Raw genomic sequence first — 20,152 nt, forward strand, 5'->3', positions numbered from 1 at the left:
CTTTTATTTTTCTAAACTTTTTTGCCATTCCCAGGCAGTACGCATACTTTCTGATAATTTTGTTTCAGGTTTCCAACCCAATTCTTTTTCTGCTAAAGAGTTATTTGCATAAGCTTCGATAATATCTCCTGCGCGACGCTCTTTGATTTCGTATTTCAATTTCAAATCATTGGCATCCTCAAATGCGTGAACAACTTCTAAAACCGTAGATCCTGTTCCAGTTCCAAGATTAAAGAATTCTAGCTTTGCTTTATTTTTATTTTCGATCAAACGAGTTACGGCTTTTACGTGTGCATCAGCCAAATCATTTACATCGATATAATCACGAATTGCCGTTCCATCACGCGTTGGATAATCATCTCCCCAAACCGATAATGCTTCTCTGATTCCAGCTGCAGTTTGTGTAACATAAGGAATTAGATTATTTGGAATTCCTTTTGGTAATTCTCCAATTTTAGCAGTTGGATGCGCACCTACTGGATTGAAATAACGTAAACAAATCACATTTTTATCAAATGCTGCTGAGAAATCTTCTAAAATTTCCTCTCCCATTTGTTTCGTTTTTCCATAAGGAGATTCAGGTTTTTTCAGTGGAGTTTGCTCGTCAATAGGCATTTTATCCGCTTGTCCGTAAACTGTACAAGACGAACTAAAAATAATATTATCTGTATCAAAATCTTTCATCGCATCCAAAAGATTAATCAAACCTAAAATATTATTACGGTAATACATCAACGGTTTTTCAACAGATTCTCCAACTGCTTTATGCGCTGCGAAGTTGATAATTCCATCTATTTTATTTGTTTTGAAAAATTCGTTTACTTTTTCTTGATCTTTTAAATCAATCTCGAAATAAGTTGGTTTTGTTCCAGTAATAGAAGTAATTTTATCCAACACACCAATTTCTGTGTTCGATAAATCGTCTATGATCACAACTTCATAACCTGCATTTTGTAAAGCTACAACTGTGTGCGAGCCAATATAACCCAAACCTCCAGTTACTAATATTTTACTCATTTTTAATATTTAGTTTTTATAGTGAAATCAAATTTAGGAAAATAAAAAAGCTTCTGAAACTAATCAGAAGCTTTTTCGTATTATTTTTAGGATAAATTATTTTCCAAAAAATTCGCGAACAGCAGAAGTGATGTAAGCCAATTGCTCCTCATCTAACTCTGTGTGCATTGGTAAAGACATTACTTCTTCTACCAATTTGTTTGTATTTGGAAAATCTGCATCATTATAATGCCCGTTATCATACGCTTTTTGTTTGCGTAATGGAACAGGATAATAAATCATCGCAGGAATTTCTTTTTCAGTCAAGAAAGCTTGTAATTCATTACGTTTACCATTTGTTACACGTAACGTATATTGATGGAATACGTGAGTTGTGTCTTCTCCTTTTACAGGCGTTAATAATGCATCAATATCTTTAAAAGCATCTGTATAATAAGCCGCAGCTTTGTTACGAGCAGCGTTATAATCATTTAAGAAAGGTAATTTACGACGTAAAACTGCTGCTTGAACAGAATCCAAACGAGAGTTAACACCAACTTCATCGTGGTAGTAACGTTTGTACATTCCGTGATTTACAATTCCACGTAAACGATGTGCAATATCATCATCATTTGTAAAAATTGCTCCACCATCACCATAACAACCTAAGTTTTTTGAAGGAAAGAAAGATGTACAACCAATGTGACCAATTGTTCCAGCTTTTCGACCTTTGTAATCCGCTCCAATAGCTTGTGCAGTATCTTCTACAACATATAAGTTATGTTCTTTTGCAATTGCCATAATCTCGTCCATATTCGCACATTGACCAAATAAATGAACTGGAATAATTGCTTTTGTTTTTGGCGTGATTGCCGCTTTTAATTTTTCTGTATCAATTGTAAAAGTATCATAATCAACGTCAACTAAAATCGAATTTAATTTCAATAAATCAACAACCTCTACTGTTGCAGCAAATGTAAAATCTGCCGTAATTACTTCATCACCTGGCTCTAAACCTAAGGCCATCAAAGCAATTTGCAACGCATCAGTTCCGTTTCCACAAGGAATTACGTGTTTTACATTTAAGTAATTTTGCAATTCAGTTTCGAATTGTTTTACTTCTGGTCCATTAATAAAAGCAGCCGAATCCAAAACATTCAAAATTGCTGCATCAACGTCTCCTTTTATTTTTTGATATTGACTTTGTAAGTCAACCATTTGTATTTTTTTCATAACTTAATGAATCTTTCAAAATCTACAACTTTAAAAAGTCGTTATTATTACAACAAATGTACAAAAAAAGCTCATTCTAAATTTTTAACTTTGCAACATTGTGCAAGGATTTTATAACACATCAATTAAGGCGTACGGAATGGCGCTAAAATTGGCTTCGAATTTTAACGAAAAAGCAAAACTTTGGGTAGATGGAAGAAAAAATTGGGAAGAAAAAATAGCTTCTAAAATTTCAGAAACCGATAAAGTTTTGTGGGTACATTGTTCATCTTTAGGCGAATTTGAACAAGGTAGACCAGTGATCGAAGCATTGAAAGAAAACTATCCAACACATAAAATTGCTGTTTCATTTTTCTCTCCTTCTGGTTATGAAATTAGAAAGAATTATCAAGGCGCAGACGTTATTTTTTATTTGCCTTTGGACACAAAATCAAATGCAGAAAAGTTAATAAAAGTGCTTCATCCAGAAATTTTGATTTTGGTGAAATACGAATATTGGTTTAATTTGATTATCGAATTACATCAGCAAAACATTCCTACAATAGTGGTTTCGTCAATCTTTAGAGAGAGTCAAAATTTTTTCAAAAAAGACGGAAATAATTGGTTTGCGAAAAAATTAAGTTTGATAAATCATTTCTTTGTTCAAAATCAAAAATCAAAAGATTTACTGGATTCAATCAATATCACACAAAATACAATTGCAGGCGATACGCGATTTGATCGTGTCAAACAGATCATTCATCAAGATAATGAATTGGATTTTATGAATGATTTTAAACAAAATTCGAAATTAATTGTTGTTGGAAGTTCTTGGCCAAAAGATGAAGAATTATTTGTGAATTTAATCAACCAAAAATTAAATAATGATTGGAAAATTGTTTTTGCACCACATAATTTGAATGATGCTGAAATCAATTCTTTTCAGAATAAAATCAACCAAAAAGCAGTTAAATTTTCTGATTTAGAAAAAACATCCAAGCAAGAGTTAATCGATTCGAAAATATTTATTCTAAATACAATTGGTATTTTATCAAAAGTCTATTCTTATGCAGATATTACCTATATTGGCGGAGGTTTTGGTGCAGGAATTCATAACACGTTAGAAGCTGTAACATTTGGAAATCCTGTCGTTTTTGGTCCTAAATACAAGAAATTTCAGGAAGCTGTGGATTTGATAGAAGTTGGCGGAGGATTTTCTATTGCTAATCGACATGAATTTGATACAATTATGAATCGTTTGATGAACGATGAAAATTTCCGAAAAGAAAGTGGAAAAAAAGCTAGAGATTTTGTTCAAAATTCACCAAATGCAACTAAAATTATTTTAGAATATTTAGATGATATTTGTAAATCTTAAAATTTTATCAATTTTTAACAAAAAAGGCACAGAAATTGTGAATCAAAAAAGCATTATTGATTTTTTTAAAGTGTAAATCAATCTTCTGTATGAATAAAACTTTACTTTTGAATTAATTATTATAACTCAGATTTAAGTAATAAAAAAATGAAGAAACTTATTTTAGGAATAGCACTTTTCGGTGGATTAAGTGCAGCAAATGCGCAAATTGATTTAGGAGTAAAAGGAGGTCTTAACTTCCCGACTTTATCTGGTGATTCAAGACAAATATATCAAAATCAAACTAAATTCAGAACTGATTTTTATGTGGGAGGTTATGCCAACTATAAGATAACGGATCAAATTAGTTTTCAACCAGAGTTATTATATTCTAAACAAGGAGCTGGATTGAAAACAAATGATAACTCAAAAGCTAAATTAATTACACATAATATTAATATTCCATTGATGGGACGTTATGAAATTATGGATGGATTAAATGTTGAATTTGGTCCACAATTAGGTTTCTTAGTTTCTGCTAAAAAGAAAACTGAAGAAGGAAAAATTAATGAAAAAGAAAAATATGTAGATAATTTCAAAACATTTGATTTCGGATTAAATTTTGGTGCAGCATATAAAATTACAGATGAATTAGAAATCAATGCTCGTTTTACAAAAGGATTATCAAATATTAATGATTATTATCCACAAACAATAAATGACAATTACAAAATTACTAACACATACTTTAGTGTTGGTATAGCGTATAAATTAGCTGAAATGTAATTTATTTCAAATCAAAATATACAAAGGAGCTTTTAGCTCCTTTTTTTTGTGATTACTTGTAAAACAATTTTGCCTTGTTAAATTAAATTCTATATTTGTAGTAATAAAAATACAGTTGTAGATATGAAAGTTAAATTATCAAGAAGAGAAGAGGAAGTAATGGAAGTTATCTGGAGCGGAAAACAAGTTTTTGCGAAAGATATTATCGATTCGTATGACGATCCAAAACCTGCAAATACTACAATTTCAACCTTATTAAAAAGGATGCATGACAAAGGCTATATTGATTACGAACAAATGGGAAACTCGCGTCGATACTATGCTTTGGTGAAAAAAGATGATTATTTTTCGAAAGAAGTAAAAGGAATGATTTCGAACTTCTTTAATAATTCGGCAACACAATTTGCTTCATTTTTTGCAAAATCGAACAATATGTCGGTCGAAGAATTAGAAAAATTACGTGATATAATTGACAACGAAATAGATCGCAAAAAGAAATAACCTATGGTTGCTTTTTTTATAAAATTTATTCTTTGTTCCGGATTTTTATATTCGTTTTATAAACTTTTTTTGGAACGCGAAAGCATGTATAAAATCAATCGTTTTTATCTGTTGTTTTCGTTGATATTTTCGTTAATCGCGCCTTTGTACAAAATTGATTTGCCTATCACAGCGACAGAAACGAATATTTCGCCCGAATTATTGGCTTTTCTAATGCAAAATCCTAAATTGTTGCAACAAGAAAAAGGAATCAATTTTGGTGATATTTTGAATGTTATTTACATTTTGGTTGGCGTAATATTTCTTGTAAGATTTATCTACAATTTGTACGAATTGATGTTCAAAATTAAGACAGAAGAAAAGATCGAAGATCAAGAAATTACATACATTCTCGATTTAGATTCGAATCAACCATATAGTTTTTGGAAATATATTTTTATTCCGAAAAAGCAACTAAAAAGTTTACATCAAAATTTAATTGATCACGAAAAAGCGCATTGCATTCAGAAACATAGTTTGGATATTTTGTTGATCGAAATTTTTCAGATTCTTTTTTGGTTCAATCCGTTTATTTATTTCTATAAAAAATCAATCAAACTAAATCACGAGTTTTTGGCAGATGAATATGTTTTGAAAAGAAACTCAGATTTAAAAACTTATCAACATCAAATTTTAGATTGTATTGCAACGCAAAATCCATCTATGATGGCGAGTAATTTCAATTTTATTCTAACTAAAAAACGCCTACTTATGATGACAAAAAATACATCGAAACGAAAAGTAAAGATTCTTTCGTTTGCATCATTACCTTTTATATTGAGTGCATTTGTATTATTTTCTCAAAAATCTTTCGCACAAGAAGTTGAGAAAAAAGCTCAAAAAGTAGAACAAGTTTTGGAAAAACCTGTTCAATCGCAGGCCGAAATTCTTCTTGGACAAGCAACTACTTTAAGAGATTCGCTTCTCAAAACAGATCAAGTCAAAACGGCTACACCAATAGAAAAAGTGATTACCAAAGATGAGCTAAAAACGATTCTGAAAAGTAATCCGCAAAACAAAATTATCTTGAATGACGCAGGAGATATCATTCTGAATGATTCTATCAAAATAAAAGATATTGTCTTGAAAAAAGAGTTGGTTCCGACGATTTTATACGGAACGGATGGAAAAGTTTTGCAAAAAATTGATCCCAAAGAAATAGAAAAAGTTTTTGTAAAAAGTAATGAAGGTTTGATAGAAATTATCAAAAAAGATTCAAGTATCATCAAAATTTTTAATTCAGAAAAAGACATTCCGAATATTGATAAAAAAGTAAAAACAGCTAAAATGCCAACATTAAAAAATAATATTACGTTGAAAAATGGTTATTCTATTTATACAGATAAAAATGGTGTTGAGCATAAAATTATTAGTTCTGAAATTGATAAGGTTTATTTAGAAAATCAATTAAAATCAAAAGAAATTGATAATGGTTATAGTCTAAGTTTTTCAAAAAATAAAGGAGTTGATAAAGCGGAAATAGAAAAACAATTAAAAGAAGCACAAGCAAGAGGTTATGATATTACAGCTATAAAAACTGATACTAAAAATCCCGAAATACAAAAATTAGGTTCATTTACTGTAAAAACATTCTATTCTGAAGATCCTAAAGAAATGAGTAAACATCTTGAAGAAAAAAAGAAAGAACTTGAATTACAAGAAAAAAACACTAAGAAAATGCTAAAATAGATTGAGAAAAGGCAAAAACAGCTAAAAAAAGAAATTAAGAAATAATCAAAATTTCATAGTATATATAACATATTCAAAAAAAAGGAAACTCGTTCGGGTTTCCTTTTTTAGTACGTCATGTTTTGGCATTCTGATTTCTTATTTTTGAGAAGATTGTTTAACTTTCCTAAAAATTCAGAATTTGTTACAAGCAGGCGATTTCAAAATTTACAATGCATCCGCTGGTGCAGGTAAAACTTATACGTTGGTGAAAGAATTTCTTTCGTTGTTATTAACCAATGAAAGCGATTATCATTTCGAACATATTTTAGCCATCACATTTACCAATAAAGCTGCTGGTGAAATGAAAGAACGTATCATCGAAACGTTAGAAGAAATCGCCAAAAATCCTAATCCAAAAGAAAATCAATATATTCTGGAATTAGCTTCGGAATTGAATTTGAAACCTGAAATCATTAATACAAAAGCATATAATATTCTGATTGCGATTCTACATAATTATTCCAAATTTTCGATTTCTACGATTGATAAATTTAATCTTCGATTAATGAAATCTTTTGCACAAGATTTGGGATTATCGATGAATTTTGATGTCGAAATGAATACAAATGAAATCATTAATGAATCGGTTGATTTGTTGTATTCAAAAATTGGAGAAGACGAAAAATTAACGCAAACAATGATCAAAATTGCGTTGGATAATATGGACGAAAATAAATCGTGGGATATTCGAAAAACGCTTTCTTCAGACACTTCAGATATTTCTAATGATCGACATTTGCAAGATTTAGAAAAATTAAAAAACATTTCGTTAGACGAATTTATTCGTTACCGAAAAGTTATTTTTGATGATATAAAAACTTTGAAAGATGGTTTGATTACAATTGGAAATGAGTTTTTCGAATTACTTGCAAACAATGGAATTTCGGCAAATGAATTACCAGGAAAAAGTCGTGGAATTGCAGCTTTTTTTCAAAAATTAAAAAACTTTGATGGTTTTGGTTTGATTTTGCCAACAGATGCCAACACAAAAGATATTTTGGAAGGTGGTTACCTTTCGAAAGTGAAAGATGCAACTGCTGAATCTATTTTTCCTCAAATAAAAGATTTGTTCGAAAAAGCTGCAAATATCAACGATCACTTACTTTTATTAACTTCGATTCAGAAAAATATATCTTCGATCTCACTGATTAATGAGGTTGAAAAATCATTGGATTCGATCAAAAAAGATTCAAATGTTTTGTTGATTAATGAATTCAATACCATTATCAGTAAAAATCTGCAACAACAACCTGCCAATTTTATTTATGAGAGAATCGGTTCCCGTTACAATCATTATTTTATTGATGAATTTCAAGATACATCAACGTTACAATGGAATAATCTGAATCCGTTGGTGGAAAATGCACGCGCGCAATCTGACACAATTATGCTGGTTGGCGATGCAAAACAGTCTATTTATCGTTGGCGAGGTGGAAATCCTGCGCAAATGATTGATTTAATTGATCGAAAAGAGGAAGAAAATATAAAAGTTGAAGAGTTAGAAAAAAACTGGCGAAGCCACGAGAATATTATCCAATTTAACAATGAATTGTATTCGTTTATCGCACCACAACTCAATTTGCCGAGTTTTCAATATTTGTACGAAATCGGAAATAAACAATTGACCAATCATCAAAAAGATGGGTTTGTCAAAATAAACTTCATTGAGCAAGAAGGTCGTTCGAAAGATTTATTTAAAGAACAAAATTTAGAATTGGTTTTAAAAACGATAGAAGATTGTCGAGCAAATGGTTTTTCTTTAAATGATATTGCAATTTTGGTTCGTAGTAATGCGCAAGGGATTTTGTTAGCGAAATATTTGACCGAAAATAACTTGGTTGTAATTTCAAATGAAGCTTTGTTGTTAAAAAATTCTTTCGAAATTCAATTGATTGAATATTTGTTCAAAATCACATCAAATCCTCAAGACGAGCAATCGAAAATTCGTTTTTTGATGGTGGCTTATGAATTAGAATTATTCAAAACGAATGATTTAACAATCACAGTTGAAAAAGCATTAAAAGGTGATTTGCCTAAGTTTTTAAAATTAACCAAATCAGTTGGAATTGATTTAGATTTTATTCAAGATCAAAACCTTTCATTATACGATTTCACCGAAAAAGCGATTCGAACTTTACATTTACAAGAGCGTTCACCAGCTTATATTTTGAGCTTTTTGGATGTTATTTTAGAATATTCATCAAAAAACGAATCTGATCTTAATTCATTTCTTGAGTTTTGGTCAACGATCAAAGATAAAGCGAGTATCAAAACACCAAAAGGTGTCGATGCAATCCAGATTATGACGATTCATAAATCAAAAGGATTGGAATTTCCAGTTGTAATTTTACCATTTTTGGATTGGCAAAGTAAGAATTCTAAAATTTGGATTCCATTACAAAAAGATGAAGAAAATCCCTTCGAAACATTTTATGTTGGAATTAATAATGAATTAAAATCAATCAAAAATGAAGCGATAAAATCGAAGATTGACGAAGAAGAGAATTTGGTTCAATTGGATGAAATTAATACGCTTTATGTTGCAACAACGCGTGCAAAAGAGCAATTGTATATGATTGCGCTAAAACCGAAAGAATCTTCGAAATCTAAAAATATTGCAAATTATTTACACGAATTTGTATTCAGTAAAGGTTTTTCTGAGGATGAAGTTATTTTGAAAGGTTCTCCAGAACGAATTTCAACTCCTAAAATCATAGAAAACTCTTCGGCTGAGTTAAAAATTTATTCTTCGGATTGGAATACGCGTTTAGTGATTAATACGAATTCGGAAAAGGCGCAAGAAAAGTTAAAATTCACCGAATTTGGAAATACAGTTCATAACATTTTATCGCAAATTGTTACACAAAATGATTTACCAAAAATCATCGAAAGTGAAAAACAACGTGGTACAATTTCAGTCGAAAATGTAGAACATCTGCAAAAAACCTTGCAAAATTTATTACAAGATGCTAAATTAGTTCCATATTTTGCTGAAGGTTTAACCGTTTTAAATGAACGCGATTTTATTGATGAAAATGGACAAATTTTCAGAGCCGATCGTGTGGTAATTGATTCTGAAAATAATTGTTCAATTATCGATTATAAAACTGGTCAACCCGATTTAGATCATCATTTTCAAGTGAATAGATATACAGATTTTTTTAGAAATTTAGGTTATAATATTCAGACCAAAATCTTGATTTATATTGATGATGAACAGCAAAAAATAAATGTTGTAGAGGTATTTTGATGAATGAAAATGTAAAATTAAAATTAGCGAGTTTACCCGAAACGCCTGGTGTTTATCAGTATTATAACAAAAAAGGAGATTTGTTATACATTGGCAAAGCGAAAAACTTGAAGCGTCGCGTGAATTCGTATTTCAATAAACAACACGATTCAAAACGTTTGCGTGTTTTGGTGAGTAATATTGATAACATCGAAACCATCAACGTAAATTCTGAATATGACGCGTTGTTGTTGGAAAATAATTTGATTAAAGAACATCAACCGCGATATAATATCCTGTTAAGAGATGACAAAACCTATCCTTGGATTTGTATCAAAAATGAACGATTTCCGCGAATTTTTTCGACTCGCAATGTAATCAAAGATGGTTCGGAATATTTTGGACCATATTCTAACGGAAAAGCGATGAAAGTTTTGTTAGGTTTGATCAAAGAATTGTATCAACTAAGAACATGTTCGTACGATTTGAGCGAGAAAAATATTGAAAATCATAAATTCAAAGTTTGTTTAGAATATCATATTGGCAATTGTCTTGGTCCTTGTGAAGCTTATCAAACCGAAGAAGAATACAACGAACAAATTTCGGCAATTCGTAATATTATCAAAGGAGAATTTAACGAAGCAAAACAATATTTGGTCAATCAAATGACGAAATATGCATCGGATTTGAAGTTTGAAAAAGCGCAAATGATTAAAGAAAAAATTGAAGCGTTGCAGAATTATCAATCTCGATCTACAATTGTTTCGCCAACGATTACCAATGTTGATGTTTTTTCGATTACGTCAGACGAAGAATATGCGTATGTCAATTTCATGAAAATTTATCACGGTGCTATTATACAGTCGCATACAGAGGAATGGAAAAAGAAATTGGATGAAACGGACGAAGATTTATTGGAGCGCGCAATTATTGATTTTTCAGATCGATTTAATTTAACTTCGAAAGAAATTTATGTTCCGTTTGAATTGAGTTTAGAAATTCCGTTCAGAAAAATTACAGTTCCAAAAATTGGCGATAAAAAACATATTGTCGATTTATCATTAAAAAATACTCGAATTTATCGTTTAGAACAGCTTAAACAAACTAAAATCGTCGATCCTGATCGTCATACAAATCGTATCATGAATCAGATGAAAGTTGATTTACGTTTACCTGCAGAACCTCGACATATAGAAGGTTTTGATAACTCTAACATTCAAGGAACGAATCCTGTTTCGGCTTGTGTGGTGTTCAAAAATGGAAAACCAAGCAAAAAAGATTATCGTATTTTCAATGTTAAAACTGTAGAAGGGCCAAATGATTTTGCAACTATGGAAGAAGTGATTGAAAGACGATATTCAAGAGTTTTGGCTGAAGGAGAATCTTTGCCTCAATTAATTTTGATTGATGGTGGAAAAGGACAATTAAGTTCTGCTCTAAAATCGATTGATCGTTTAGGGTTACGTGGAAAAGTTTCCGTGATTGGAATTGCGAAACGTTTGGAAGAAATTTATTATCCAGACGATCCTTATCCGTTATATTTGGACAAAAATTCTGAAACCTTAAAAGTGCTTCAACATGTGCGAGATGAATCGCATCGATTTGGAATTACGCGTCACCGAAATCGTCGAAGTAAAAACGCTTATAATTCGGTTTTGGAAGAAATAGAAGGTGTCGGTCCGCAAACAATTAAAGAATTATTAACAAAATTTAAATCGGTCGAACGAATAAAAAATGCATCTTTGTTAGAATTAACCGATTGTATAGGAAAATCTAAAGCAAAAAAAATAAAAGATTATTTTTCGAATGATGAAAAATCTACTAATTGACAGAGATTTAACGTCTCTTTTGAACAATCCAAAGTTACAAGCTACTTTGGCAATTGTTCCTATCACTTTATTTATACTTGGCTTGTTAAGTTATTTTGGAATTTTTTATTCGATGTTTAGCACGCTCGATGCGCAGCTAGGACATTTAGGAAGTTCTAAATCACTATTGAGTGCCTTATTAGGAAATCTTATCATTTTTATCTTTTTGGTATTGATGAGTTTTTTCACTGGTGTGATTTCTTTTGTTTACTTTATTGTGCATGCTTTAAAGAATCCAAATTTGATAAAAAGTGATGATCGTTTGGTCTGGATTACGATTATTATTTTTGGAAATGGAATAGGAATTTTTGTCTATTGGCTAACTCAAATCAAGCGAAAAAAGCCTCGTCCAATTATTGATTTATACACAGACGATATCTAAAAATATAAACTGTTTTACTAAATTGTAAAGCAGTTTTTTTATGAATTATTTCAAAAATTTGTACCTTTTAACTACAAATCAAAACAACATGAAAATAGTAGAATTATTAGCAAAAGAATTGCAAAACGAGTATCAAATTACCAAAGAATTTATTGCAAGATTTCCTGAGGATAAAACGACATACAAACCTCATGAAAAAAGTATGGATATTACAACTTTAACAAATCATGTGGTTGAAATATTTGCTTGGCCAGCTTTGATCTTAACAACTGATAAATTAGATTTTGCAGCAGGGGATTACAAACCGACAAAATTTACCTCTATTGAAGATTTACAACAAAAATTGGATGATGATTATGAATTAGGAAAAGCGGCGTTAGAGAATGTGAACGAAGATCATTTATCAAAAAGATGGCAAGTTACAGAAGGAGAAACTGTTTTTGCAGATTTTACAAAATATGAAGCAATTCGTCATGCTTTAAATCAAATTACACATCACCGCGCTCAATTGGGAGTTTTTTATCGCTTACTTGGAATAGATTTACCTTCGAGTTATGGACCAAGTGCTGATTCTCAAAAGTTTTAAAAAATAAAAAAGACCTCTAATAGAGGTCTTAAAATCATAATTAGTGTTAATTGTATTACTGATCAGTAATATTATTATCTCAAAAATATAACATATATCATATATCATATTTAAGCAAATCTAAGTTATGTTTTTTTTAAGAAATATTAACAATTTTATAATATTCGTAGTTAATAATCTATTTTATTAATTTTATCTAAAAAAAGACATCAATAAATGTATCAATTAATATGAATTCATAAAAAAAGCTTTCGAAATCCTCGAAAGCTTTTTAGTATTTTGACTTTATATTGTTTTTAAACAAAAGGAGTTTTTACTACTTCTGCTAAGATATTTTTATCACGAATCTGAATTCTAATTGTTGTTCCAACTTTAGCAAAATCTGTATGAACATATGCTAAACCAATTCCTTGTTTCAACATTGGAGACTGCGTTCCTGAAGTCACAATACCGATTGTATTCTCGTTGTCATCTACAACTTTATAATCGTGGCGAGGAATTCCTCTTTCGATCATTTTGAAACCAACTAATTTCTTCTCAACTCCAGCTTCTTTTTGAGCTTTCAAAATATCAGAAGAAATAAAGTTTGTATCCAATTTCGTTACCCAAGCAAGACCAGCTTCTAATGGAGTTGTGTCATCGTTGATATCATTTCCGTATAAACAGTAACCTTTCTCTAAACGCAACGTATCACGAGAAGCTAAACCGCAAGGCTCAATATCGAAAGATTTTCCAGCTTCCATTACTTTGTCCCACATTTCGTTTGCTTGCTCATTCGCGAAATAAATCTCGAAACCTCCTGAACCAGTATAACCAGTTGCAGAAATAATCACATTTTCCATACCTGCAAACGTACCAATTGCGAAATGATAGAACGGAATTTCAGCTAAATTAACATCTGTCAATGCTTGCATCGCTTCAATTGCTTTTGGTCCTTGGATTGCTAACAAAGACATCTCATCAGATTTGTTTGTTAATTCTGCACCAAACGTATTGTGTTTGTTCATCCATTCCCAATCTTTATCGATGTTAGATGCATTTACAACTGCCATCCACTCATCATCAGAGATTTTATAAATGATTAAATCATCTACAATTCCTCCTTTTTCGTTTGGCATTGCATTATATTGAGCTTGACCAATAGTAACTTTCGTTACATCATTCGTCAATAAGTGTTGTAATAAGTCTGTTGCTTTTTCTCCTTTTACAAAAAATTGTCCCATGTGAGAAACATCAAAAACGCCAACTTTTTCTCGAACAGCAAAATGTTCTTGGTTAACACCTGCGTATTGCACTGGCATTTCATATCCAGCAAAAGGAACCATTTTCGCACCTAAATCTTTGTGCTTTTGGTTTAATGCAGTTACTTTCATTGTTTGTTTGCTTTGATAAGTTTATAATTCTCCCAAAAATAAGGAATTAATTGTTAGGAAAATTTCTTTAATAGAAGATTATCTAATTTTATGAATAATTTTTAAATTCCCTTCCGTCGCTTTATACGGCTCGAAACGCATAACCGATTTTCCTTTACCAAATTTGTTCATAAACTTTTCGTTTATTTTTCCTGATAATTTCAATGGTTGACAACCTTCGCAAGGAATAATCAAAATGGTATCGTTTGTTTTACCTTTTACTTTTACAATTTCGTACGAATAATCTGTATCCAAACGAGAATTAATAACATTTTCAATTGGTTTATTAAAGCTCTCAATAAAGAAAACGCGTCGATCTTTGTTGCTTCCAATAATAATTGCAGCACCAACTAAAATCAATAAAACGACAATTGATATGGTCAAAATTTTTTTAAAATCCATCTTTTTGGTTAATTCGTAGATTAAAAGTAATAATTCATTCCGAATGAAAAAAATATTCGTTTTATTTCCTATCTTTTTACTTCTATTTACATTGACAATGAATAGTTGTACAAAAGCAAAAATATTAAAAGAAAAACATTCAATTTCATTACAAAATATCCAAAATGGAGATTTGATTTTTGTTGGTGCGCAAACAGAAGAACTTTCGGGCGCGATAAATAGAGTGACAAAAATAAATGACGAAACCAATTTTGATCATGTTGGTTTAATCGAAAAAACTGATGATTCTATTTTTGTTCTACATGCTGCTCCAATGGGCGGATCGCAACGAGAGGAAATTCATCATTTTTACATTTCTCAAACCGAAAAGAATAATAAAATTGTCATTTATCGTCTCAAAAATGAATATCAATATACAATTCCTCATGCAATTGAAAAAGCTAAAACAATGCTCGGAAAACCTTATAATTGGTTATACATTTTGAATGATGACGAATTATATTGTTCAGATTTTGTGGAAAGAGCTTTTCGTGATGATACTATTTTTGAATTGATTCCCATGAATTTCAAAAACAAAGAAACTGGAATTATTGATGATTTTTGGATAGATTTCTATCGTAAAAAAGGAAAAAAAGTTCCGCAAGACGAACCAGGAACAAATCCAAATCAATTGGCAACTTCTAAGAAATTAATTAAGGTTGGTGAGGTGAAGTTTTAAAATGAAACTCTGAAACAAATTCAGAATGATTCATAGAATCTTTATAACAAATAAATTAATTCCTACTTTTACCACATGAAACAAAATATCATTTATAGTATCATTTTCTTTTTCGTGTTATTTGGACTAAAATATTTGTTCGATAAAAGCGATGTGCAAACAATGTTGGTTTATTCGGCAATTGGAACGGTTATCTTTTTTATTTATCGAGTTGTCATAAGAAAAATGTTATACAAACAAAAAGACCAAGAAAACTAATTTCCTTGGTCTTTTTTTATTGCTTGCATTGCTTCTTCAATGTGCGTTTCGGCTACATTTGAAACAATGTGTTTAATTAATTTTCCTTGTTTATTGAATACAAAAGTTTCTCGCGGTGTGATTAAGCCAAATTTCTTTTTGATTCCCAACAACTTCGACAACTTTGCTCCTTTATCAGAAAGCAACGGAAAGTTTAATTGATGTTTTGTATAAAACTTCTCGTGAGAAGAAGTTGATTGTCCATTTATTCCGACAATCACAGCGTCTAAAGCATTGAAATCTGCATTTACATCACGAAATTGACATACTTCTTTTGTACACATTGGCGTAAAATCCATCGGATAAAAGAATAAAACAAAATATTTTTTGTATAAAAATTCGTCCGAATTAAACCAATTTCCTTTGTTATCCTCCAACGAAAAGGTTGGAATGTGATCGCCTAATTTCATTCGCCTGCGTATTCTACAAAATTACGTGGAGTTTCGTATAAGGTTACTTTCAATTCTAAATCGGTCGCTAATTTTGCTCTAATTTTATTCCAAATCAAAATCACAATATTTTCGGCAGTTGGATTGATAGTTTTAAATTCTTCAATATCAACATTCAGATTTTTATGATCCAAATAATCTTCAACTTCAATCGCAATAATTTTTCGTAATTCGTCCAAATTCATCACAAAACCAGTTTCTGGATCAACTTCGCCTTTCACCGCCACAATAATTTCGTAATTATGCCCGTGATAGTTTGGATAAGAACATTTTCCGAAAACTTCAAAATTTTGTTCGTCGCTCCAATTCTTGTTAAACAATCGGTGCGCAGCATTAAAATGTGCTTTTCTGTTGACAGTAACTTTCATCTGTATAAATTTTTATTCTTCGATATACGAAACGTAATGTTCAAAAATTATTTTGAACCAAGCTGTATAATTCTGAGGATTTTTTTCCATATCTTTTTTCAAATCATCCAATTCTACCCAACGATAGGCCATCACTTCATCAGGATTTAGCTTTGGTTCATCATCAAATGTTCCGATAAAAACATGGTCTAATTCATGCTCGATCAAATCATTTTCTAAATGCGCTTTGTAAATGAAATTAAATTTATATTCTAATTCGCAATCAAATCCCATTTCTTCTTCCAAACGTCTGTGCGCCGCTTGTTCGTAAGTTTCGTTATCGCGCGGATGACTACAACATGTATTCGTCCACAACGTTGGCGAATGGTATTTGCTCGCAGCTCGTTGCTGAATCATTAATTCTCCTTTGGAATTGAATACAAAAACAGAAAATGCACGATGCAACAAACCAGCTACATGAGCCTGTTGTTTCTCCATCAATCCTAATTTTTGATCGTCCTGATCAACTAAAACTACAAATTCTTCCATTAAACAAAAATAGCCTTTTCTATAGGATTAAAAAAGAAGTTCGATTTCTTTGTGCTTAAATTCTCTCAATTCTTGATTGATTTCTATCAGTAAATTTCCCGCTTCATTTACATCTCTAATAATTCCGTCCACTTCTACTCCATCCAATCTAAAATGCGAAATTTCATCTTTTCTAAACAGATTATCTAAATAAGTTTGATGAATTTGTTCAAAATTTTTCTCTTCTAAAATTGAATATTCATTTTCGAAATAATGTATTAAATCTGCCAAAATTTCCTCGATGTCATATTCTTTGTCAGTTACTTTTCGAATAGATGTTGCTTTTGGTAAGTGATTAAAATCAGCTTGATTGACATTAATTCCTATTCCGATTACAGAATTCATAATTCCATTGGAACGATGATTTTCGATTAATATTCCACAAACCTTTTTATCATTTAAAATGATATCATTTGGCCATTTTACGTTAGATTTTGGATGAAATTGTTTTAAAAATAGACAAATAACATTCGAAATCCATTCATTAAAATAAATTAATTCTTGAAAACTATAATCCGTTTTCAGCAAAAAACTAAAGGTTAAATTTTCTCCAGCGACAACTTTCCACTCATTTCCTGCGTAACCTTTTCCTTTTGTTTGATTTTTAGCATGTATGACAGTCCAACTATTGGCATCTTTTTTGGACAAATCCACCAAGAACTCATTCGTATTAGGCAAAGAATCAAAACTAATTAAATACATTTTTTTTACTATTTTTATAGAGTGGTTAAAGTTATTTTAAAAAGTTTAAACTTTAATAAGGATTCACTAAATTTGCGAATTACAAAATAAAAGATGATAGATACTCAATATACAAAAGACTTGCTAGATAGCATTGTTGACGGAATTACAAATGTTAAAGGAGAAGAAATTACAATTCTAGATTTACGCGAAATTGAAAATGCATTTTGTCAATACTTCGTTATTTGTACCGGAAACTCGAATACACAAGTTAGTGCTTTAGCAGGTTCGATTGAAAGAACTGTAAAAACAGAAATGTCAGAAAGACCTTTTCATGTAGAAGGAACACAAAACAATCAATGGGTTTTGTTGGACTACACAAATGTTATTGTCCATATTTTCCAAAAAGAATACAGAGAATATTACGATATCGAAAGTCTTTGGGGTGATGCTGTAGAGACGCGTATCGAAATGGAATATTAATCATAACTGAAACCAAAAAAAATTGAAAAAAAATAATTTTAAACCTTCGGGGTTTAATCCTACATGGATATATGCCATTATTGGATTATTGCTGATTGCCTTTCTATTATTTTCTGATAACATTGGAGGTGCCGGCGGAACTACTAAAAATATAGACCGTACGACTTTCCTTTCTTATGTAGAAAAAGGTTACGTAAAAGAAGCGAATCTAGAAAAAGAATCAGGACGTGTAAGTGTATATTTAACGGACGCAGCTCTGAATACTGAAGAATTTAAAAAGTTTAAAAAATCAAACGAAACTTTAAATCCTTTTGCTACAGGCGCTCCAAACTTTATTTTCAATGTTGCTGATGCAGGAAATTTTGAAAAAGATTTTTATGCTAACGTAGAAAAGAGCCCAAATAAAACTGCCGTTCTTAACACACAAATTTCAAATGGTTTTGGAAGTTTGTTTATGAATCTTTTCATTTCATTGATTTTCTTCGGATTAATCTACTTCTTACTATTCAGACGAATGGGCGGAGGTGGATCTGCTGGAGGTGGCGGAGGAATTTTCTCTGTCGGAAAATCGAAAGCGAAATTATTTGAAGGTGATGATCATATCAAAACAACTTTCAAAGATGTTGCAGGTTTAGAAGGTGCAAAAGAAGAAATTGAAGAAATCGTTGAATTCTTGAAACACCCAGAAAAATTCACAAAATTAGGTGGACGTATCCCAAAAGGAGCCTTATTAGTAGGACCTCCGGGTACAGGTAAAACCTTATTAGCAAAAGCTGTTGCTGGAGAAGCGAAAGTGCCTTTCTTCTCATTATCAGGATCAGATTTCGTAGAAATGTTTGTGGGAGTTGGTGCATCTCGTGTACGTGACTTATTCAAAAATGCAAAAGAAAAATCTCCTTCAATTATCTTTATTGATGAGATTGATGCAATTGGTCGTGCGCGTGGAAAATCTAACTTTACAGGTTCTAATGACGAACGCGAAAATACATTAAACCAATTATTAACAGAAATGGATGGTTTCGGAACAGAATCTAACGTAATTGTGATTGCTGCAACAAACCGTGCTGATGTATTGGATAAAGCATTGATGCGTCCAGGTCGTTTTGACCGTATTATTCACGTTGAATTACCTGAATTAAACGAGCGTAAAGAAATCTTCGCGGTTCACTTACGTCCATTAAAATTAGGTGAAGATGTTGAAATCGAATTTTTAGCAAAACAAACACCAGGTTTCTCTGGTGCAGATATTTTCAATGTTTGTAATGAAGCGGCTTTAGTTGCTGCTCGTAAAAACAAAGAAGTTGTAGAAAAACAAGATTTTTTAGATGCTGTTGACCGTATTATTGGTGGATTAGAGAAGAAAAGTAAAGTAATTAAACCTTCTGAGAAAAAACGTATCGCTTATCACGAAGCTGGTCACGCTACAATTGGTTGGTTAACAGAACACGCTGCACCATTGGTTAAAGTAACTATTGTTCCTCGTGGACGTTCGTTAGGAGCTGCTTGGTATTTGCCAGAAGAAAGACAAATTACAACGACAGAACAATTGTTAGACGAAATGTGTATGACAATGGGTGGTCGTGCTGCTGAGGAAGTTGTTTTCAATAACATTTCTACAGGTGCATTAAGTGATTTGGAAAAAGTAACAAAACAAGCTTCTGCAATGGTAAGTATTTACGGATTGAACAAAGAAGTTGGTAATGTTTCTTATTACGATTCATCTGGACAAAATGAATATGGTTTCAGCAAGCCTTATTCAGAACAAACTGCTCAGGTAATTGATAAAGAGGTAAAAACAATGATCGAAGCTCAATATGATAGAGCAAAAGATATTTTACGTGAACATCGCAATCAATTAGATGTTTTGGCTCAAAAATTAATTGAGAAAGAAGTAATCTTTAGAGAAGATTTGGAAGAAATTTTCGGACCAAGAAAATTTGTAAGCGAATTGGATCAAATCAAAGAAAAACAAGAAGAAGCTATAGAAGCTGGTCCAGAACAAGTGATTCAACCAAAAGCTGGAAATGATATTTAATCAAATTCATTCAAAATAATAGAAAAAATCGTCCAAATCGGACGATTTTTTTT

General features: G+C 31.1%; 20 protein-coding genes. 12 read left to right on the top strand and 8 right to left on the bottom strand.

The features are described from left to right. Window positions 1–3 precede the first annotated feature (3 nt). Together galE and HXZ69_RS00855 are read right to left on the bottom strand one after the other, a co-directional pair. Window positions 4–1,017 carry a UDP-glucose 4-epimerase GalE gene (gene galE / locus HXZ69_RS00850; RefSeq protein WP_286494720.1) on the bottom strand — a complete coding sequence of 338 codons (1,014 nt, stop codon included), beginning with the start codon at window positions 1,015–1,017 and terminating at the stop codon, window positions 4–6. Between the two features lie 96 nt (window positions 1,018–1,113). After that, window positions 1,114–2,229 carry a DegT/DnrJ/EryC1/StrS family aminotransferase gene (locus HXZ69_RS00855; RefSeq protein WP_286494721.1) on the bottom strand — a complete coding sequence of 372 codons (1,116 nt, stop codon included), beginning with the start codon at window positions 2,227–2,229 and terminating at the stop codon, window positions 1,114–1,116. Window positions 2,230–2,329: 100 nt separating this feature from the next. Between HXZ69_RS00855 and HXZ69_RS00860 the strand changes: the two genes are divergently transcribed. The 8 genes from HXZ69_RS00860 (at window position 2,330) to HXZ69_RS00895 (ending at window position 12,687) form a co-directional block, all read left to right on the top strand. After that, window positions 2,330–3,586: a 3-deoxy-D-manno-octulosonic acid transferase gene (locus HXZ69_RS00860; RefSeq protein ID WP_125348629.1), complete on the top strand. Its 1,257-nt coding sequence runs from the start codon at window positions 2,330–2,332 to the stop codon at window positions 3,584–3,586. Between the two features lie 147 nt (window positions 3,587–3,733). Next, window positions 3,734–4,351 carry a porin family protein gene (locus HXZ69_RS00865; protein WP_286494722.1) on the top strand — a complete coding sequence of 206 codons (618 nt, stop codon included), beginning with the start codon at window positions 3,734–3,736 and terminating at the stop codon, window positions 4,349–4,351. Between the two features lie 123 nt (window positions 4,352–4,474). Then, window positions 4,475–4,852 (top strand): BlaI/MecI/CopY family transcriptional regulator, encoded by a 378-nt coding sequence (locus tag HXZ69_RS00870; protein WP_038331851.1) that lies wholly within the window; start codon window positions 4,475–4,477, stop codon window positions 4,850–4,852. 84 nt (window positions 4,853–4,936) lie between these two features. Continuing rightward, on the top strand, window positions 4,937–6,580 hold the full coding sequence (locus HXZ69_RS00875; protein ID WP_286494723.1) for a M56 family metallopeptidase: 1,644 nt from the start codon (window positions 4,937–4,939) through the stop codon (window positions 6,578–6,580). Window positions 6,581–6,761: 181 nt separating this feature from the next. After that, a complete protein-coding gene (locus HXZ69_RS00880; RefSeq protein WP_221854195.1) occupies window positions 6,762–9,872 on the top strand; it encodes a UvrD-helicase domain-containing protein in 3,111 nt (1,036 codons plus the stop codon). Beyond that, entirely contained in the window at window positions 9,872–11,680 is a 1,809-nt protein-coding gene (gene uvrC, locus HXZ69_RS00885) for an excinuclease ABC subunit UvrC (protein ID WP_280036900.1), read from the top strand. The genes HXZ69_RS00880 and uvrC overlap by 1 nt, the downstream gene beginning before the upstream one ends. Continuing rightward, window positions 11,658–12,101: a hypothetical protein gene (locus HXZ69_RS00890; protein ID WP_125348621.1), complete on the top strand. Its 444-nt coding sequence runs from the start codon at window positions 11,658–11,660 to the stop codon at window positions 12,099–12,101. The genes uvrC and HXZ69_RS00890 overlap by 23 nt, the downstream gene beginning before the upstream one ends. A gap of 88 nt (window positions 12,102–12,189) precedes the next feature. Continuing rightward, entirely contained in the window at window positions 12,190–12,687 is a 498-nt protein-coding gene (locus tag HXZ69_RS00895; RefSeq protein ID WP_125348619.1) for a DinB family protein, read from the top strand. A gap of 296 nt (window positions 12,688–12,983) precedes the next feature. On the opposite strand, the gene gcvT is transcribed toward HXZ69_RS00895, so the two are convergent. Then, window positions 12,984–14,060 carry a glycine cleavage system aminomethyltransferase GcvT gene (gene gcvT, locus HXZ69_RS00900; protein ID WP_286494725.1) on the bottom strand — a complete coding sequence of 359 codons (1,077 nt, stop codon included), beginning with the start codon at window positions 14,058–14,060 and terminating at the stop codon, window positions 12,984–12,986. 78 nt (window positions 14,061–14,138) lie between these two features. Next, on the bottom strand, window positions 14,139–14,501 hold the full coding sequence (locus tag HXZ69_RS00905) for a hypothetical protein (RefSeq protein ID WP_219033679.1): 363 nt from the start codon (window positions 14,499–14,501) through the stop codon (window positions 14,139–14,141). Window positions 14,502–14,544: 43 nt separating this feature from the next. Between HXZ69_RS00905 and HXZ69_RS00910 the strand changes: the two genes are divergently transcribed. After that, window positions 14,545–15,219, top strand: a complete 675-nt coding sequence (locus HXZ69_RS00910; RefSeq protein WP_257467987.1) for a YiiX/YebB-like N1pC/P60 family cysteine hydrolase — start codon at window positions 14,545–14,547, stop codon at window positions 15,217–15,219. A 75-nt stretch (window positions 15,220–15,294) separates the two neighbouring features. Continuing rightward, window positions 15,295–15,477, top strand: a complete 183-nt coding sequence (locus HXZ69_RS00915) for a hypothetical protein (protein WP_219033680.1) — start codon at window positions 15,295–15,297, stop codon at window positions 15,475–15,477. Here HXZ69_RS00915 and HXZ69_RS00920 read toward each other — a convergent pair. From HXZ69_RS00920 to HXZ69_RS00935, 4 genes are read right to left on the bottom strand one after another with little or no spacing between them, the layout of a single operon-like run. Beyond that, complete coding sequence (locus HXZ69_RS00920; RefSeq protein ID WP_219033681.1) at window positions 15,474–15,926, bottom strand: peroxiredoxin; 453 nt, start codon at window positions 15,924–15,926, stop codon at window positions 15,474–15,476. The two genes, HXZ69_RS00915 and HXZ69_RS00920, sit on opposite strands and share 4 nt — an antisense overlap. Next, complete coding sequence (locus HXZ69_RS00925; protein ID WP_125350508.1) at window positions 15,923–16,333, bottom strand: 6-pyruvoyl trahydropterin synthase family protein; 411 nt, start codon at window positions 16,331–16,333, stop codon at window positions 15,923–15,925. The genes HXZ69_RS00920 and HXZ69_RS00925 overlap by 4 nt, the downstream gene beginning before the upstream one ends. Before the next feature lie 12 nt (window positions 16,334–16,345). Next, window positions 16,346–16,861 (bottom strand): isopentenyl-diphosphate Delta-isomerase, encoded by a 516-nt coding sequence (gene idi / locus HXZ69_RS00930; protein WP_115001587.1) that lies wholly within the window; start codon window positions 16,859–16,861, stop codon window positions 16,346–16,348. Between the two features lie 27 nt (window positions 16,862–16,888). Next, the gene (locus HXZ69_RS00935) at window positions 16,889–17,602 is read right to left on the bottom strand and encodes a biotin--[acetyl-CoA-carboxylase] ligase (protein ID WP_219033682.1); all 714 of its coding nucleotides are present in this window, start codon (window positions 17,600–17,602) and stop codon (window positions 16,889–16,891) included. Between the two features lie 93 nt (window positions 17,603–17,695). Between HXZ69_RS00935 and rsfS the strand changes: the two genes are divergently transcribed. Together rsfS and ftsH are read left to right on the top strand one after the other, a co-directional pair. Then, the gene (gene rsfS, locus HXZ69_RS00940; RefSeq protein ID WP_038331822.1) at window positions 17,696–18,064 is read left to right on the top strand and encodes a ribosome silencing factor; all 369 of its coding nucleotides are present in this window, start codon (window positions 17,696–17,698) and stop codon (window positions 18,062–18,064) included. A 22-nt stretch (window positions 18,065–18,086) separates the two neighbouring features. Beyond that, the gene (gene ftsH / locus HXZ69_RS00945; protein ID WP_286494727.1) at window positions 18,087–20,099 is read left to right on the top strand and encodes an ATP-dependent zinc metalloprotease FtsH; all 2,013 of its coding nucleotides are present in this window, start codon (window positions 18,087–18,089) and stop codon (window positions 20,097–20,099) included. The last annotated feature ends 53 nt before the right edge of the window (window positions 20,100–20,152 follow it).

The organism is Empedobacter sp. R132-2, from assembly GCF_030324375.1.
Taxonomy (GTDB): Bacteria; Bacteroidota; Bacteroidia; order Flavobacteriales; family Weeksellaceae; genus Empedobacter; species Empedobacter falsenii_B.

Coding starts and splice junctions, on each gene's coding strand:
- idi (WP_115001587.1), bottom strand. CDS start 16,861: ATGGAAGAATTTGTAGTTTTAGTTGATCAGGACGATCAAAAATTAGGA.
- HXZ69_RS00875 (WP_286494723.1), top strand. CDS start 4,937: ATGTATAAAATCAATCGTTTTTATCTGTTGTTTTCGTTGATATTTTCG.
- HXZ69_RS00865 (WP_286494722.1), top strand. CDS start 3,734: ATGAAGAAACTTATTTTAGGAATAGCACTTTTCGGTGGATTAAGTGCA.
- HXZ69_RS00935 (WP_219033682.1), bottom strand. CDS start 17,602: ATGTATTTAATTAGTTTTGATTCTTTGCCTAATACGAATGAGTTCTTG.
- galE (WP_286494720.1), bottom strand. CDS start 1,017: ATGAGTAAAATATTAGTAACTGGAGGTTTGGGTTATATTGGCTCGCAC.
- HXZ69_RS00910 (WP_257467987.1), top strand. CDS start 14,545: ATGAAAAAAATATTCGTTTTATTTCCTATCTTTTTACTTCTATTTACA.
- rsfS (WP_038331822.1), top strand. CDS start 17,696: ATGATAGATACTCAATATACAAAAGACTTGCTAGATAGCATTGTTGAC.
- uvrC (WP_280036900.1), top strand. CDS start 9,872: ATGAATGAAAATGTAAAATTAAAATTAGCGAGTTTACCCGAAACGCCT.
- HXZ69_RS00920 (WP_219033681.1), bottom strand. CDS start 15,926: ATGAAATTAGGCGATCACATTCCAACCTTTTCGTTGGAGGATAACAAA.
- HXZ69_RS00905 (WP_219033679.1), bottom strand. CDS start 14,501: ATGGATTTTAAAAAAATTTTGACCATATCAATTGTCGTTTTATTGATT.
- HXZ69_RS00855 (WP_286494721.1), bottom strand. CDS start 2,229: ATGAAAAAAATACAAATGGTTGACTTACAAAGTCAATATCAAAAAATA.
- gcvT (WP_286494725.1), bottom strand. CDS start 14,060: ATGAAAGTAACTGCATTAAACCAAAAGCACAAAGATTTAGGTGCGAAA.
- HXZ69_RS00915 (WP_219033680.1), top strand. CDS start 15,295: ATGAAACAAAATATCATTTATAGTATCATTTTCTTTTTCGTGTTATTT.
- HXZ69_RS00895 (WP_125348619.1), top strand. CDS start 12,190: ATGAAAATAGTAGAATTATTAGCAAAAGAATTGCAAAACGAGTATCAA.
- HXZ69_RS00925 (WP_125350508.1), bottom strand. CDS start 16,333: ATGAAAGTTACTGTCAACAGAAAAGCACATTTTAATGCTGCGCACCGA.
- HXZ69_RS00890 (WP_125348621.1), top strand. CDS start 11,658: ATGATGAAAAATCTACTAATTGACAGAGATTTAACGTCTCTTTTGAAC.
- HXZ69_RS00870 (WP_038331851.1), top strand. CDS start 4,475: ATGAAAGTTAAATTATCAAGAAGAGAAGAGGAAGTAATGGAAGTTATC.